The sequence below is a fragment of the Streptomyces sp. NPDC101490 genome, from assembly GCF_044767145.1.
Classification (GTDB): domain Bacteria; phylum Actinomycetota; class Actinomycetes; order Streptomycetales; family Streptomycetaceae; genus Streptomyces.
The window spans coordinates 721056-736901 of the sequence record NZ_JBIWNI010000003.1; the positions used below are offsets into that span (position 1 = coordinate 721056).

General features: G+C 74.8%; 10 protein-coding genes. 5 read left to right on the plus strand and 5 right to left on the minus strand.

Annotation, left to right across the window (positions count from 1 at the left end; translation table 11 throughout):
- Window positions 1-119 precede the first annotated feature (119 nt).
- Window positions 120-1103 (minus strand): hypothetical protein, encoded by a 984-nt coding sequence (locus ACIRQY_RS10925; RefSeq protein WP_403923726.1) that lies wholly within the window; start codon window positions 1101-1103, stop codon window positions 120-122.
- Between the two features lie 245 nt (window positions 1104-1348).
- Here ACIRQY_RS10925 and ACIRQY_RS10930 point away from each other — a divergent pair, with 245 nt between their 5' ends.
- The 4 genes from ACIRQY_RS10930 (at window position 1349) to ACIRQY_RS10945 (ending at window position 7538) form a co-directional block, all read left to right on the plus strand.
- A complete protein-coding gene (locus tag ACIRQY_RS10930) occupies window positions 1349-2410 on the plus strand; it encodes a rod shape-determining protein (protein WP_351789164.1) in 1062 nt (353 codons plus the stop codon).
- 107 nt (window positions 2411-2517) lie between these two features.
- A complete protein-coding gene (locus ACIRQY_RS10935; RefSeq protein ID WP_403923729.1) occupies window positions 2518-4350 on the plus strand; it encodes a GAF domain-containing protein in 1833 nt (610 codons plus the stop codon).
- A 292-nt stretch (window positions 4351-4642) separates the two neighbouring features.
- The gene (locus ACIRQY_RS10940; protein ID WP_403923902.1) at window positions 4643-5833 is read left to right on the plus strand and encodes an MFS transporter; all 1191 of its coding nucleotides are present in this window, start codon (window positions 4643-4645) and stop codon (window positions 5831-5833) included.
- A 199-nt stretch (window positions 5834-6032) separates the two neighbouring features.
- Entirely contained in the window at window positions 6033-7538 is a 1506-nt protein-coding gene (locus tag ACIRQY_RS10945; RefSeq protein WP_403923732.1) for an AMP-binding protein, read from the plus strand.
- Between the two features lie 107 nt (window positions 7539-7645).
- Here ACIRQY_RS10945 and ACIRQY_RS10950 read toward each other — a convergent pair whose 3' ends face one another.
- The 4 genes from ACIRQY_RS10950 to ACIRQY_RS10965 form a co-directional block, all read right to left on the minus strand.
- The gene (locus ACIRQY_RS10950) at window positions 7646-11332 is read right to left on the minus strand and encodes a S8 family serine peptidase (protein ID WP_403923735.1); all 3687 of its coding nucleotides are present in this window, start codon (window positions 11330-11332) and stop codon (window positions 7646-7648) included.
- A gap of 278 nt (window positions 11333-11610) precedes the next feature.
- A complete protein-coding gene (locus tag ACIRQY_RS10955; RefSeq protein ID WP_403923905.1) occupies window positions 11611-12849 on the minus strand; it encodes an MFS transporter in 1239 nt (412 codons plus the stop codon).
- A 59-nt stretch (window positions 12850-12908) separates the two neighbouring features.
- Window positions 12909-13355 carry a GNAT family N-acetyltransferase gene (locus tag ACIRQY_RS10960; RefSeq protein WP_403923737.1) on the minus strand — a complete coding sequence of 149 codons (447 nt, stop codon included), beginning with the start codon at window positions 13353-13355 and terminating at the stop codon, window positions 12909-12911.
- Between the two features lie 176 nt (window positions 13356-13531).
- Window positions 13532-14929, minus strand: coding sequence for a cytochrome P450 (locus ACIRQY_RS10965; RefSeq protein ID WP_403923739.1), 1398 nt, complete (start codon window positions 14927-14929; stop codon window positions 13532-13534).
- A gap of 417 nt (window positions 14930-15346) precedes the next feature.
- On the opposite strand from ACIRQY_RS10965, the gene ACIRQY_RS10970 reads away from it, so the two are divergent.
- On the plus strand, window positions 15347-15844 hold the full coding sequence (locus ACIRQY_RS10970; protein WP_351789181.1) for an NUDIX domain-containing protein: 498 nt from the start codon (window positions 15347-15349) through the stop codon (window positions 15842-15844).
- Window positions 15845-15846: the final 2 nt, after the last annotated feature.

Here is a 15846-nt window from a genome sequence, read left to right on the forward strand (position 1 = left end):
AGGGACAACGTACTGGCCGCCTCAGGGCCGGTTGTTCCGTACCCCATGACGCTGTTGGCGGAAAGGTCCCTGACGACGGGCCCGGCACCCGTGGACGCCGGGCCCGTCGTCGCCTCGCGCTACACGCACCACCACAGGAATGGGGTGCAGGTCGGGGCGGGTGCAGGGGCGGGGCTGGTCGTCGGTGGGGTGGCCGAGGGGGGCGTGGGGGTGCTCGCAGGCGGGGGCGCGGAGGACGGCGTTCCGGCCGGGTCCGTGGGAGGCGGGGGCGGGGTGGTCGTCGCCGGGGGCGCGGACTCCGTGGGTTCCGGCGGTGCCGGGGAGTGCTCGGAGGGAGCCGTCGTCACGGGCGTTGCCGCGGGGCCCTCGGCGGCGGACGGCGCGCCGGTCCCCGGACCCGTACCCGCGCTCGCCCGGCGCGGGCTCGTCGGGGGTGCCGTGGCCGGGGTGTCCACGGCTGGGGCGGTGGTGGGTTCCGCCGGCTCGGGCGGTGGTGGCTCCGTCGTGGTGTCCAGTTCCTCGACCGCCGTCGCCGCGCCCGTCGGGGCCGGGTCCTCCAGGGCCAGCCTCGCCAGACCCAGGGAGCCCACCGCGAGCACCAGGCCCAGGCCGCTCACCAGGGCTGTACGGCCCCTGCCGCCCCGTGCTCCTCTTCCGCCGCGCTTCGCGGCCCGGCCCCGTACGGCCCGGCGGCCCCCGTGCGCGGCCGGACGGCGCGGTGGCTCGACGGCGTCCAGTTCGTAGACGTACGCGTGGTCCGGCGTCGGCTCCGCCGCGCCGGGGAAGCCGCCCGGGGCGAAGCCCTCGCCCCCGGCGGTGGGGGCGGACCGCTCGGGCCCGCCGAAGATGTCGGCCGGGGTGGATCCCCCGGCCGTCGCCGAGAAGCCGACCGAGCCGGACAGGACGGACGGGGCCGACGGGGCCGACGGGGCCGACCGGGCCGACCGGGCCGACGGGGTGGACAGGGCGGACGGAGCCGACGGGTTCGGTGCGGGGGTGGGTATGTGGGGGTTCTCGTACCGCAGTTGCTCGGCGGGAGTCCCGCACCCGGCACAGGCGAGGGCCCCGTTGAGGTGCCGCCGGCACGCGTGGCAGTAGTCCATGGGGCCCGCAGGCTATGCCGGGCCGTACGCCCAAGGGGAGGCACCGACGTGAGGATTCTGTGAGGAAACCGCAGGTCGGCGGCGGTGCGTCGTGATTCTCCCGCTTCGGCACCCCCCGTCCGGCCCGCCCCCGGCGCCCCGGGCGGCTCATCCCAGCGCGCGCCGCGCGCCGGACCGCCGGACGATGCCAACAAGGACCGCGCACCACCTCGCCCGTGCCAGCACCGCACTCCGGAGGAACCGTCGTGACCGTCAGCCTTGAGCAGCTGCGTCGTTGCCATGTCGCCGTCGACCTGGGTGCCGCCCGCACCCGGGTCTTCGTCAAGGGAGCCGGACTCGTCGTCGACGAGCCGAGCGTCGCCGCCGTCAACACCCGTACCGGAGCGCTGATCGCCGTCGGCGCGCTGGCCGAGAAGATGACCGGCCGCACCCCCGACTACATCCGGGTCGTCCGCCCGGTCTCCGGCGGCACGGTCGTCGACATCGAGATGGCCCAGCGGATGCTCCGCCACCTCCTTGGCGAGAAGCTCCGCCGCCAGCTGCGCCGCAAGCCCCGGCTGCGGGCCGCCGCCTGCACCCCGCACGACAGCGATCCGCTGGCGCAGCGCGCCGCCGTCGAGACCCTCGTCGGGCTCGGAGCGCGCCGGGTGGAGCTGGTGGACACGCTGATCGCGGCGGCGGTGGGCTGCGGGCTGCCGGTCGAGCAGCCGACCGCCACCATGATCCTGGTGTGCGGGGCGGCGACGACGCAGGTCGCGGTCCTCTCGCTCGGCGCGATCGTGACGGCGGAGCGGATGCCGGTCGGCGGTGACGCCATCGACCACGCGATCATCCAGCATCTGCGCCACCACCACGAGCTGATGCTGCCGAGCCAGTCGGTACGGCCGCTCCAGCTGGCCCTCAGCGGCAACGGGCTGACCCCGCAGGGCCCGGCGTGGACCGAGATCCACGGGCGGGACGTCGCGACGGGCCTGGCCCGGTCGGTGACGGTCGACACCGCCGCCGTGCGGGAGGCCATCCACACTCCGCTGACGGCGGTCCTGGACGGCATCGGGAAGGTGCTGCGGGACTGCCCGCCGGACCTGGTGGCCGATCTCGCGGACCGGGGGATCATGATGGTCGGCGGCAGCGCCCTGCTGCCGGGGCTCGACCAGATGCTGCGCGAGGCGACCGGCATGCCGGTGCACATCGCCGAACGGCCGGACGTGTGCGCGGTCCTGGGGCTCGGCGCGATGCTGGAGGGCAAGGTCCAGCCGATGATCCTCGACCCGCTGGCGGAACGCGACCCGCTGGCCGACGACGACTGAACCCCCGGCGCGGGCACGGCGGTCGGGCCGTTCGCGGCCTCCCGTCCCCTCCCGCACCGCCCCGGACACTCCAGGCGAAAGCCCATCATCCGCACGACAATGGGATCATGACGATCACGGACGAGGACACGGACGCAGGCCCGCCCGCCGACGGGGACACGGGCACGCGCACGGACATGGACACGGGCACAGGCACGCTCACGGGCACGGGCACGCGCACGCGCACGGGCACAGGCACAGGCACAGGCACAGGCAGGACAGCCGACAGGGACACCGGCCCGGCCACCGCACCCGGTACGGCCACGCCCACCGCCGCCGACGGGGCCGCGTCCTCCCGTGGAAGCACGGCCACGCCCGGAGAGGTCGCGGCCGCCACGCCCCGAGGAACCACGCCCGACGCGTCCCCGGGGAGCGCGGACGACGGCTCCTCCCGTCTGCCCGCGCTGCTCGAAGCCGTCCTCGGCGTCGGCACGGACCTCGAACTCCGCACCACGCTCCAGCACCTCGTGGACTCCGCCACCGAGCTGACCGGAGCCCGTTACGGCGCCCTCGGAGTGGTCGACCCCGAGGGGCCCCGGCTGACCGAGCTCTTCACCTCCGGCATGACCGACGAGCAGCGGAGCCGTATCGGCCGCCTCCCCGACGGCCGCACCGGGCTCCTCGGCTCCCTGGTCCGGGACCCCCGGCCGCTGCGCCTGGACGATCTGACGGCCGATCCGCGCTCCTCCGGCGTCCCCGAGGGGCACCCTGAGATGCGGTCCTTCCTCGGCGTCCCGGTCCGGGTGGACAGCGAGGTCTTCGGGAACCTCTACCTCACCGAGAAGCGGAACGGCAGCTTCACCGAGGAGGACCTCGCCCTGCTGCGGGTGCTGGCCTCACAGGCGGGCATCGCCATCGGCAACGCGCGCCTGTACGAGACGGCCCGGCAGCGGGAACGCTGGATCGAGGGCGCCGCCGCGGTGACCACGGCCCTGCTGACCGGCCAGTCCGCCGAGAACGCCCTGACGGCCGTCGCCGAACAGGCCCGCGTCCTGTCCGGCGCCTCCGCCGGGGTGGTCCTCCAGCCCACCCCCGAGGGCGGTATGGAGATCGTGGCCGCGTCCACCACGGACGACCCGGGCGACCTGGTCGGCACCACCATCGCGCCCGGCTCCCCCGTCCTCGTCCAACTCCTCGGCGGGGAGCCCGTCTTCATCGAGGACTCGGCGACCGACCCCCGGATGACCACTCCCGTACGGTCCCGGTTCGGCCCGTCGATGATGCTGCCGCTGCGCAGCGGCGGGCGGCTCATCGGCACCCTCGCCCTCCCCCGGCGGCGCGGCGGACCGCCCTACTCGGCGGTGGAGCGGCTGCTCGCCTCGCAGTTCGCCTCACAGGCGGCGCTCGCCCTGGTGCTGGCGGGGGCCCGGCAGGACCGGGAGCGGCTCGCGGTGTTCGAGGACCGGGACCGGATCGCGCGCGACCTGCACGATCTGGTGGTGCAGCGGCTGTTCGCCACCGAGATGATGCTGGAGTCGACCCGGCGGCGGGCGGCCGGCTCCGCCGAGGACGACGTGCTCCTCGGGCGGGCGGTGGACGAGCTGGACTCGACGATCCAGGAGGTCCGTACGACCATCTTCGCGCTCCAGCAGCCGCCCGCCGACGCGCCCACCTCCTTCCGGGGGAAGGTGCTGCGGGAGACCGGCGGGGCCTCCGCGCTGCTCGGTTTCCAGCCGTCGGTGCACTTCTCCGGCGCTGTGGACACCCTCGTCGAGGAAGCGGACGCGGAGAAGATCCTGGCGGTGCTGCGCGGGGCGCTGGCCTCGGCGCACCGGCGGCCCGGGGTCGGCGCGATCACGGTCGAGGTCTCGGCGGGCACGGGAGGCACGGGAGGAGCGGGAGGCGTCCGGCTGCGGGTCACGGACGACGGCACCCCGCCGACGACGGTGGCCTGGCCGTAGCGACGGCCACTCCCCGGCCGGACGGCGGCCCCGCGCGATACGCCGCAGGCCCACCGCCGGAGTCCGCACCCCGCCACCCACAGCAGACGCACCACCGGAGTCCGTACCCCCCGCCACTCACCGCAGACCCGCCACCGGATGCCGCGCCCACCACAGACCCACCGCCGGAATCCCCGGCCGTGCTCACCCCTACGGAGCAGCCCCGCGCGCCCCGGCCCCTCCCCCGGCCTTGACTGGTCGCGTGGACACCGACACCGCGCCGCCGACCGCCGCGGCCTACCGCAATCTGGTGATGGCCACCATCGGCTTCGCACTGACCTTCTGGGCGTGGGACCTGATCGCGCCGCTGGCGAGCTGGTACGGCGACCGGCTCTCGCTCAGCTCCTTCGAGCAGTCGCTGCTGGTGGCGGTGCCCGTCCTCGTCGGCTCGCTCGGCCGGATCCCGGCGGGCGCGCTGACCGACCGGTACGGCGCCAAGCTGATGTTCCCGCTGGTGTCGGCGCTGACGATCGTGCCGGTGCTGCTGCTGATCGTGGTCAAGGACAGCTACGGCCTGATGCTGGTCGTCGGCTTCCTCCTGGGGCTCGGCGGCACCACGTTCGCCATCGGCGTCCCGCTGGTCAACTCCTGGTTCCCGCCCGCCAAGCGCGGTCTGGCGCTCGGGGTGTTCGGCATGGGCATGGGCGGTGTGGCGCTCTCCGGCTACTTCACGCCCAGGATCGCGAAGCACGGCGAGAACCTGCCGTTCGTCGTGGTGGCGGTCGCGCTCGCGGTGTACGCCGTGCTCGCCACGTTCCTCATCACGGACCGGCCCGACCGGCCGGTGCCCACCGCGTCCCTGGCGAGCAGGCTCGGCGCGGCCGGGCGGCTGCGGGTGACGTGGGAGCTGTCGGCGCTGTACGCGATCGGCTTCGGCGGCATCGTCGCCTTCGGCGTCTACCTGCCGACGTACCTGAAGACCTGGTACGAGCTGGACCCGACGGACGCGGGCACCAAGGCCGCCGGGTTCGCGCTGGTCACCGTGGTCTTCCGGCCGATCGGCGGCTGGCTGTCGGACCGGGTCCACCCGGCGCTCGTGACGGCGGTCGCGCTGGGCACGGTCGCGCTGCTCGCCATCGTCCAGGCCTTCGATCCGCCGCTCAACCCGGGCGGGACGGTCGCCCTGCTCATCATGGCGGCCGGTCTCGGCACGGCCAGCGGTTCGGTCTTCGCCCTGGTCTCCCAGGTCACCCCGCAGGCCAAGGTCGGCTCGGTGACGGGCATCGTGGGCGCGATGGGCGGCCTCGGCGGCTTCCTGCCGCCCCTGGTGATGGGCGCGATCTACAGCGCCAAGGGCTCGTACTCGATCGGCTTCATGCTCCTGTCCGACCTGGCGCTCGCGGGCTGTGTGTACGCGTACGGGCGGATGCGCGGGATCCGCCCGGAGAGCGAGGAACAGCCGCCCGCGCCGAAGACACCGGCGGCCACGCCCGGCGGGGCCTGACGGACCGGAGCACGGCGGCCGGGCGGGGGCGCGCCCGGGAAGTCCGGGCGCGCCCACCTCGCCCCGCCTCACCCCGCCCACCGCACCCCGCACCCCGTCCACCTCACCCCGCCCACCGCACCCCACTCGCCGCCCGGCCGGGTCCCGGCAGAATGCCTTCCGGCGACCTTCGCCCTCGACGAACCGAGGAGTACGAACGGTGAGTGCGTTCTTCCCTGCCCTGACGGCCGGAGCCGATCCCGGCCGGACCGCCGTGCGCTGCGGCGCGGACACCCTGACGTACGAGGGCCTCGCGCGGGCCGCCGGAGCCCTGGCGGACCGGATCGCGGGAGCGGAGCGGGTCGCGGTCTGGGCGACCTCCGGCGCGCACACCGTGGTCGCGGTGGTCGCGGCCCTGCTCGCGGGCGTGCCCGCCGTCCCGCTCAATCCGCGCACCGGTGAACGGGAGCTGGCGCACGTCCTGGGGGACAGCACGCCCTCCGCCGTACTGGCCGGGCCCGCCGACGCCCTGCCCGCCGGGCTCGACGGGGTGCCCCGGATCGACGTGGACCTCGCACCCGCCGGGGCCGGTCCCGTACGGACCGTTCCCGATGCCGTACGGACCGGTCCCGGTCCCGTTCTCCTGCCCGCCGAGCCGGACGATCCCGAGGTGCCCGCCCTCGTCGTCTACACCTCGGGCACCACCGGGCCCCCGAAGGGCGTGGTGCTGTCCCGCCGGGCCGTCGCCGCGTCCCTCGACGCCCTCGCCGGGGCCTGGTCCTGGACGGCCGACGACGTCCTCGTGCACGCGCTGCCGCTGTTCCACGTCCACGGTCTCGTCCTCGGGGTGCTCGGCCCGCTGCGGCGCGGCGGTGAGCTGCGGCACCTGGGCGCGTTCTCCGTGGAGGGCGTGACCCGGGAACTGGGCGCCGGGGGCGGCACGATGCTGTTCGGCGTACCGACCATGTACCACCGGCTCGCGGACGCGCTCGCCGGGGACCCGGCGCTGGCCGGGGCGCTGGCGGGGGCCCGGCTGCTGGTCTCCGGTTCGGCGGCGCTGCCGGTCCACGACCACGAGCGGATCACGGCGGCGACGGGCCGGACCGTCGTGGAGCGGTACGGGATGACGGAGACGCTGATGAACACCAGCGTCCTGCCGGACAGCGGGCCGCGCCCGGGGACGGTCGGGGTGCCGCTCGCGGGCGTGGGGCTGCGGCTGGTCGACGACGACGGTTCGGTGCTCGGGGCGTACGACGGGGAGACCGTCGGCGAGGTGCAGGTGCGCGGCCCGAACCTGTTCTCCGGGTACCTCGGGCGGCCGGAGGCGACGGCGGCGGCCTTCGACGGGGACTGGTTCCGCACCGGCGACATGGCGGTACGGGACCCGGACGGCGCGGTGCGGCTGGTGGGCCGGAGGGCGACCGACCTGATCAAGAGCGGCGGCTACAAGATCGGGGCGGGGGAGATCGAGAACGCGCTGCTCGACCACCCCGGGGTCCGGGAGGCGGCCGTCACCGGCGAGCCCGACCCGGACCTGGGCGAGCGGATCGTGGCCTGGGTGGTGCCGGTGGACCCCGGGAGCCCGCCGACGGACGCGGAACTCGCCGCCCATGTGGCGGAGTCGCTCGCCCCGCACAAGCGGCCCCGGGTGGTGCGCCACCTCGACGCGCTCCCCCGCAACGACATGGGCAAGATCCTGAAGAAGGCTCTTCCCGGGGCGGGTTGAGCCCGGAACTCCCCCATTCGCCGTATCCCGTGTCGCGCACGGGAGAGCCGGGCCCCTCCGTCCCGTCACGACGGAGGGGCCCGGCCCGGACCCGGTGCGCGGTGGCGCTACTTCACGCCGACCGCGCGGAGCAGTTCCTGCTTCACCGAGCCGCCCCGGTCGTCGCTCGCCCCGGCCCGCAGCGAGACGGAGGCCGCGCCGGACGGTACGCGCAGTTCGCCGTTCCAGGCGGCGCCGTGCCGGGACTTCCTCAGGGTGACCTTCTTCCAGGTCGTGCCCTCGTCGTAGGAGACCTCCAGGGTGCCGCCGCCGATGGTGCCGGTGCCGGTGGCGCCCTCCACGTACTCGGCGAAGATCCCGACGGGGAGGGTCCGTCCGGCGCGGACGTCCCCGTTCAGGTCGGTGTCGACGTCGAAGCCGAGGTTGAGCATCGGCAGCCGGGTGGTGCGGCCCTGCGGGGTCTCGGCGGACCGGAAGGTCCACTCGCTGCGGCCCTGGGTGGCGAGCCGCCAGCGCTCCTCGTCGAGCTTGGTCTCGGTGACCACCTTGTACGTGGCCTCCTCGGCGGGCGCGTCCCACGCGTAGGCGCCGGAGCTCATCCTGCGGTCGACGCGGACGCCGTCGACGTACACCTCGGTGTACTGGCTCATGGTGTCGTCGCCCCACACGTTGCCGAAGCCGGTGTGGTCGGTGCCGGAGTCGCCCCAGCCGGGGGTGTTGAACCGCAGGTCGTTGCCGCTGCGCTCCTGGCCCCAGCCGAGGCCGGTGCCCAGCCAGGGGTGCCAGACGGGGCCGAACCAGTCGAGGTCCACCCGGCTGCCGCCCCGGTAGGACGGGGTGCCGCCGCGCTGTTCGAGGGAGTCGCCGAGGTCGACGGACTCGTGCCAGCGCTGGCCGGTGCCGGTGGAGACGTACTCGGTGCGCCGGGCCGGGAAGGAGACGTACTCCTTGAACCCGAAGCCGATCGGGAAGGCCTCGGTGATCGAGTAGCGGAACTCGCCGCCCAGTTCCTTCCGCCTGGTCGGCATGTGGAACGTGGAGTCGACGGTGGCCAGTTCGTCACGGCCGGGCCGGAAGACGAGGTCCTTCCCGATGGCGCCGGGGTGTCCCTCGGAGAGGTCGTAGGTGTACGGGGTGAAGCGGGTTCCGGTGAGTTCGACGCGCTTGCCCCGGGCGGCCGCCGCGGCGAGCCGCCGGGCGTCGGCGGTGTTGACGGTGGCGACGGACAGCGGGCGCTCCTCGTAGCCGTCGGTGCCGAACCACTTCATGAGGCGGCCGGGCCGGTCGTCGGTGACGAACAGGGCCCTGGCGCCCGCGTCCTGCGCGGTCTGGGCGAGCCGTGTCGGGTCGGCGCCTCCGGTGAGGCGGACGAGGACGGCCTTGCCGGTGACGTTCCTGCCGGTGTACTCGGCGGGGGTGCCGGTGCCCGCGTCGACGAGTCCGAGGCGGTGGTCGCCCTCCAGGAGGGTGGTTCCGGCCTGCGGGGTGGCGTCGGAGAGCCGGGTGCCGTCGACGCCCGCCTCCAGGAGCGGCTTGCCGAGGCGCCAGACGGTCCGGTACTCGAAGGTGCCGGTGGCGGGCCTGCGGGTGGGCGCGGCGAACACCGAGTCGTAGGTGGCCGGGACCTGGACGGCTCCGCCGAAGGCGGCGCCGTTCGCCTTCCGGTCGAACTCCATGAGGAGCTGCCGGGTCTCGGTCCGCCGGCCGACCTCGGCGCGGATCTCGCGCAGCCCCCGGCCGTCGAGGGTGATCTCGCGGTCGCGGTCGAGGGTGATCTCCGGGTCGGTGAGGAAACCGAGGCCGAGGGAGTCCGCGCCGTGGGAGCCGCGGACGTCGAGGAAGGTGTCGACGGCGTACGTGCCGGGCTTCAGCCGCAGCTTGAGGGTGCCGGACTCGCCGACCTGGGCGGGGAAGGGGTCGACGCCCTCGGTGAGGTGCTGGACGGCGAGGGAGGCGGCGGCGGGGGCGCCGTCGCGGTCCTTCACGTGGACGGTCAGGGTGTGGCGCTCCTCCTCCTTGACGAGGCCGAGGGCCGTGTGCGCGACCGGTGTGCCGGAGACGGTGGCGGTGATCCGGCCGGTGGACTGGCCCACGGGCGCCTTCGTCCCGTCGCCGGTGACGGTGGTGCTCGCGGTGCCCCCTGCGGGGACGGTGAGGGCGGTGTCGGCGAGGGTGGCGGTCCCGGCGGGCATTCCCTCCACGGCGAGGTCGAGGACGACGGGCCCGTCACCGGAGTTGGTGTAGGTGACGGTCCGGGTGACCGGCTTGTTCTCCTCATACGGCCAGGAGACGAAGCCGAGGTCGGCGGAGCCGGTCGCGGTGACGGCGGCGGAGATCGCGGCGGGCACGTCGACGCGTCCGGCGCCGAGCGCGTACGGGGAGGCGTCGAGGGTCTTCGAGGAGGACATCAGCGCGTCCTTGAGGCGGGCGCCGGTCCAGTCGGGGTGCTTCTCGGCGAGCAGGGCGGCGACGCCCGCGATGTGCGGGGTGGCCATCGACGTGCCGCTCATGGCGGTGTAGAGGCCATCGCCGGGGGCGAGTTGGGAGCGGGCCGCGAGGATGCCGACGCCGGGCGCCGACAGATCGGGCTTGAGTGCCTGGTCGCCGTAGCGGGGGCCCTGGCTGGTGAAGTACGCGGCCTCGTCGGCGGAGTCGACGGCGCCGACGGTCAGCGCGGAGTCGGCGGCGCCCGGCGAGCCGATGGAGCCGGGTGCGCCGGAGTTCCCCGCCGCGATCACGAAGAGGGCGCCGGTCTCGGCGCTGAGGGTGTCGACCGCCTGAGCCATCGGGTCGGTGCCGTCGCTGGGCTCCCGGGAGCCCAGGCTCATCGAGACGATCTTCGCGTCGATGTCCTTCGCGGCCCACTCCATGCCCGCGATGATCTGGGACTCGGTGCCGGAGCCCTCGTCGCTGAGGACCTTGCCGACGGCGAGGACGGCGCCGGGGGCGACGCCCTTCTCCCTGCCGTCGGAACCGGCGCCGCTGCCCCCGACGGTGGAGGTGACGTGGGTGCCGTGTCCGTCGCGGTCGGCGACCTCCTGGCCCTCGATGAAGGACTTCGACTCGGCAATCCGGCCGGTCAGGTCGGGGTGGGTGAGGTCGGCGCCCGTGTCGAGGACGGCGACCTTGACGCCCTTGCCGGTGAGCCCGGCCTCCCAGGCCCTCGGGGTGCCGATCTGGGCGTTGGAATCGGCCATGGCGGCCTCGACCCGGCCGTCCAGCCACACCTTGCCGGGGGCGGCGGCGGTCCGTGCCGCCCCGGTGGCGGTGAAGGCGTCCCAGAAGGCGGCGGGGTCGGTGACGGTGACGGCGGCGCCGCCGACGCTGGGCAGCGGACGGACGGTCTCGGTGCCGCGCGGGGCGGCGGCGGTCCGGGCGCCCTTGCCGTACGTGACGATCAGCGGCAGATCGCCCGTGATGCCCTGCTCGACGAGGCCGGTCACGTCGAAGAGACGCGGGTCGAGCGCACCGGAGGCCAGGTGGGGGCGGGCCTCGTCGGGGACGACGGTGACCCGGCCGTCGGTGATCCGGCTGCGTATCGCGCCGGTGGCGCCCGCGGCCCGGTCGACGGTGACGGTCCGCCGCCCGTCGCCGAGTTCGGTGAGGGTGACGCGGTCGCCGGTGACGAGGGTGACGGTGGCGCTGCTCGCCGCCGCCTTCTTGAAGGTGTCCGGTACGGAGGGGGCGGTGGTCCCGGCGGCGGCGGTCTGCCCGGCCGAGAGCATCACGAGGGAGACGCCCGCGGCGAGCAGGGCGACCCTGCCTCTGCCGAAGGGTGTGGACCTCGACGTCATCGTTCGAACTCCTCGCGGACCCGGGGTCGGGGGTGTTTCCGGGTGCCGCGAGGAGTCTTGGCCGCTGGGGCGGGAGTTGACGCCTGTCGCCCTTGGCGGTTATGTGCCGTGGCGGTCAACCGCCATGTGGAGGCGGACCGTTCGGGCGCGTCGGCACCGGAACCGGGCCGGGTCTCGTTCCACTCCGCCGAACGCCTCACAGGGCCGGGCCGGGCACGCCGTGACCGGTCCGGCCCCTCAGGGAGTCGGGCCGGGCGCGTCGTGACCGCTCCGGCTCCTCAGGGAGTCGGGTCGAGCGCGTCGTACCGGCGGAAGCCGCGCGCGTACAGGGAGAGGGCGCCGACGGCAAGGACGCAGGCGATCCCGCCGCCCGTGACCGCCACGGCGGGCGAGGTCAGACCGGCGACGGAGCCCGCGAGGAAGTCCCCGAGCCGGGGCCCTCCCGCGACGACCACGATGAACACGCCCTGGAGTCTGCCGCGCATCTCGTCCGGCGCCGCGACCTGCATCATCGTGTTCCGGAAGATCATCGAGACGGTGTCGGAGTAGCCCGCGACGGCGAGGAACAGCAGCCCCAGCCACAGGTTCCGGGTGAGCCCGAAGACGGCGATGGCGGTGCCCCAGCAGGCGACGGCGATCAGGATCGCCTGCCCGTGGTGGCGGATGCGGCCCTGCCAGCCGGAGAGGACCCCGCCGAGCAGCGCGCCGAACGCGGGCGCGGCCACGAGGAGTCCGGCGGTCCTGGCGTCCCCGCCGTACCAGAGGACGGCGATGGCCGGAAACAGGGCGCGGGGGTGGGCGAGGATCATCGCGCAGAAGTCGGAGAAGAACGTCATGCGCAGGTTGGGGCGGGTGGCGAGGAAGCGCAGCCCGTCGAGGACGGAGGCCCGTTTGCCGCCGGTCCATTCGGGGAGCATCGACGGCAGCCGCCACATCGCGTACAGGCTCGCGGTGAAGGCGAAGGCGTCGATGAGGTACGCGGTCTGGTACCCGGCGAGGCCGACGATCAGGCCGCCGAGGCTGGGCCCGACGAGGGTGCCGAAGGTGGTGACCATCGAGTTCAGCGCGTTGGCGGCGCGCAGCTGTTCGGGCGGCAGCAGCCGGGGGATCATCGAGGAGCGGGCGGGTGCGCTGAGCGCGGCGCAGACGGCCTGGAGGGCGACGATCCCGTACAGGAACCAGACGTGGTGGAATCCGGCGAACGCGGCGGCGGCGAGCGTGATCGACAGGACGGCGGAGCCGCAGGCGCTGTGGAGGCCGAGCTTGCGGCGGTCGACAGTGTCGGCGACCGCCCCGCCGTACAGCCCGAAGACGACGAGCGGGACCAGTGAGAACAGCCCGACGAGCCCGACGGAGAAGGTCGAGCGGGTGATGTCGTAGACCTGGAGGGAGATGGCGAGCGTGGTCATCCCCTGGCCGACCCAGGAGGCGGCGCCGCCGAACCAGAGCCTGCGGAAGTCGGGGGAGGTCCGCAGCGGGGTGAGGTCCGCGAGGAGCCTGCGGCGGCCGAGGTCCACCGGTTCCGGGGCGGGCCCCTCCGGCCGGGAGCCGGGTCCCGGGGGCGGCTGGGTGGCGGTCACGCGATGTCGTACCGGAGCTCGGGGCGCTCCCAGTAGATGTGTCCGGTGGGGCGTACGGTTCCGGTGCGGACGGCTCCGGTGCGCAGGTAGAACTCCTCGGCGGGCGGGTGCGCGACGACCCGTACGGTACGGAGCCCGGCGGCCCCGGCCTGTTCGGTCATGTGCTCCATCAGGAGCCGTCCGACGCCGAGGCCCTGGGCGCTGTCGGCGACGAACGCGAGGTCGAGCTCGGCCTCCTCGACGAGCAGCGCGTAGAAGCCGACGACCCTGCCGTCCGCGTCGACGGCGACGAAGACGCGGTGGTGCTCGATGTAGGTGCCGCCGACCTGGTACCCCTCGACCATCGGGGCGTAGTCTCCGCGATAGGCGCCGGAGGTCCGGACGAGCCGGGTGAGCCTCGGGGCATCCTCGGCGGTGGCACGCCGGACAGTGAACTCGGACATGGGGCGAGTATAGGGGCGTCCTGCGATTTTGATCCTTACGTTTTGATGAACGCGGGGCCCTGACGTGCCGCGATCCGAGCGTCGGCGCCCGGATCGCACGAGCCATCCTTGCCTAGCCCGGCTGTACGGACCCAGCCGTACGAGCCCGGCCGCACGGGCCGACGGCCCACGTACCGCTATCCGGCGGGCCGCCCCTCCCGCTCCGGCTCCCCCTCGGGCTTCCCCGTCCTGGCGGTGAGCAGCATCCGCTGGGGGCCCGGGGAGAGCACGAGGCGCGGGACCGGCCGGGGCGGGCGCGAGGAGACCGGGGTCAGCCGCCAGCGGGCGGCGACGGCGGCGAGCGCGAGGGTGGCCTCGGCCGTACCGAAGGCCTCGCCGAGGCATTTGGTGGCGCCGGCCCCGAACGGCAGGAAGGCCTCGCGCGGCACCTCGCCCGCGCTCCACCGGTCCGGGTCGAAGCGCGCCGGGTCACGGTGCGGATCGGGCCGCCGGTGGACGAGGTACAGACAGCACAGGACCGTTCCACCGGCCGGGACGGTGACTCCGGGGCCGAGTTCCACCGGGCGGACGGCGGTCCGGGCGACGGCCCAGGCGGGCGGGTAGAGCCGCAGCACCTCACGGACGACGTCACCGGCGTACGGCAGCCGGGGCAGATCGGCCCCGGTGGGCGGACGGCCGTCGAGCACCGCGTCGGCCTCCGCGTGCAGCCGGGCGCGGGGCCCGGGATGGTCCGCGAGGAGCCGCAGGCCCCAGGCGACGACCGAGGAGGTGGTCTCCGCACCGGCCAGGACCAAGGTGGCGGCCTGGTCGCCGAGTTCACCGTCCGAGAGCGGCCGACCCCGGTCGTCGCGGGCGGCGAGGAGCAGCGAGAGGGCGTCGTCGCGGTCGGTCCCGGCCGCCCGGTGGGCGGCGACGAGAGCGCCGACGCCCGCGTGCCAGACGGCGAGGGCGCGGCGGTAGCGGCGGCGGGTCGGGGAGGGCACCAGGTCGACGGCGGGGGCGACGACCCGGGTGTAGACGGCGCGCAGCAGGACGTCGAGGGCGGCGCGCAGTTCCTCGGCGGCGGCGGGGGCGAGCCCGGCGGAGAACAGGGCGCGCAGGGTGACGGCGGTGGTGAGCCGGAACGCCTCCTCGGTGACGTCCACGACCGTGCCGGGCCGCCAGCGGTCGGTGAGGGCCCGGATCTCGGCGGCCATGACGGCGGTGTGGCGGTCCATGAGCCGGTGGTGGAAGGCGGGTTGGAGGGTCCTGCGCTGCCAGAGGTGTTCGGCGTGGGGGCAGGTGGCGAGTCCGTTGCCGAGCACGGCGCGGACCTTGTCGTAGAGGACGCCGTCCCGGTCGAAGCCCCGGTGGTCGGTGAGGACCCGGCGGACGAGCGCGGGTTCGCTGACGACATGGACGGTACGGGGGCCCATGCGGACCCGTACGACGTCCCCGTGCGCGGGGAGCGAGCCGAGGAAGTCCAGGGGGCGGGTGACGAGGTACGGGAGGTGGCCGAGCAGCGGCCAGGCACCGGGGGCGAGGGGCCCTCCGCCCCCCGAACAGTCTTTCCCTTCAGGCCACTTGGGGCTCACCGGGCGGCCCCTTCTTCCACTGCGGACACCGGGGCACCGAAGCCCGGAAGGGATCTGAAGATCGCACAGGGCACTACGATACGTCATCATGCGACTGCGAAGCGTGATGAGTTGGGTCCTGGAGGGTGATCCGACGGGTCCGGCCGGTGGCGCGCGGGGCCGTGGCGCGCGGGGCCCTGACACACAGGACGCCGGCGCGCAGGGCCGTGGCACGCAGGACGCCGGCGCGCACCCGCCGTTCGGCTGCGGCCCGCACACCTGCCCGGTCGCGCGGTTCGCCACGCGCGGGAGGGGGTCGCCGCCCGGAGCACTCCCGGAGGGGGCCACCTCCGGGACGACGGCACCGCCGGGCGTCCCGGTGTCCGGCAGCGGCCCGCGCCTCGCGGGCCCGCCGCACCCGCGCGTGCGTGCGCGGACGTGAACGCGCACGCCCATGAGTGGATCGACTACGTGGACCCCGGGGACCGGGTCGTCGCCCAGGGCCGCAGGACCGCCCAGCCTCCCGGACTGCTCCGCCGGTACGCGGCCACCGTCTGCACCGACCGCGCGGGCCGGGTCCTCCTCTACCGCCGGATGCCCACGGCCGAGGCCTACCCGGACCACTACGACGTACTGGTCGGCGGGGCGGTGCGGAGCGGCGAGGGATACCGGGCGGCGGCCCTGCGGGAGTTGCGGGAGGAGCTGGGCTGGGAGCCGGTGGACGGCCTCACGGAGGCGTACCGGGTACGCGTGGACGACCCGCACGGCGCCTGCTTCCTGACGGTCCACCGCTGGGTGGCCGACCGGCCTCCCCGGCCCGCTCCGGAGGAGGTCGCCTGGTGCGGTTTCGTCGCCCCGCTCACGATCGCCACGGGCGGCTACACGCCCCTGGTCCCGGCCGGGGCGGACGCGGTGAGACGCCTCTTCCCCCTCTGACC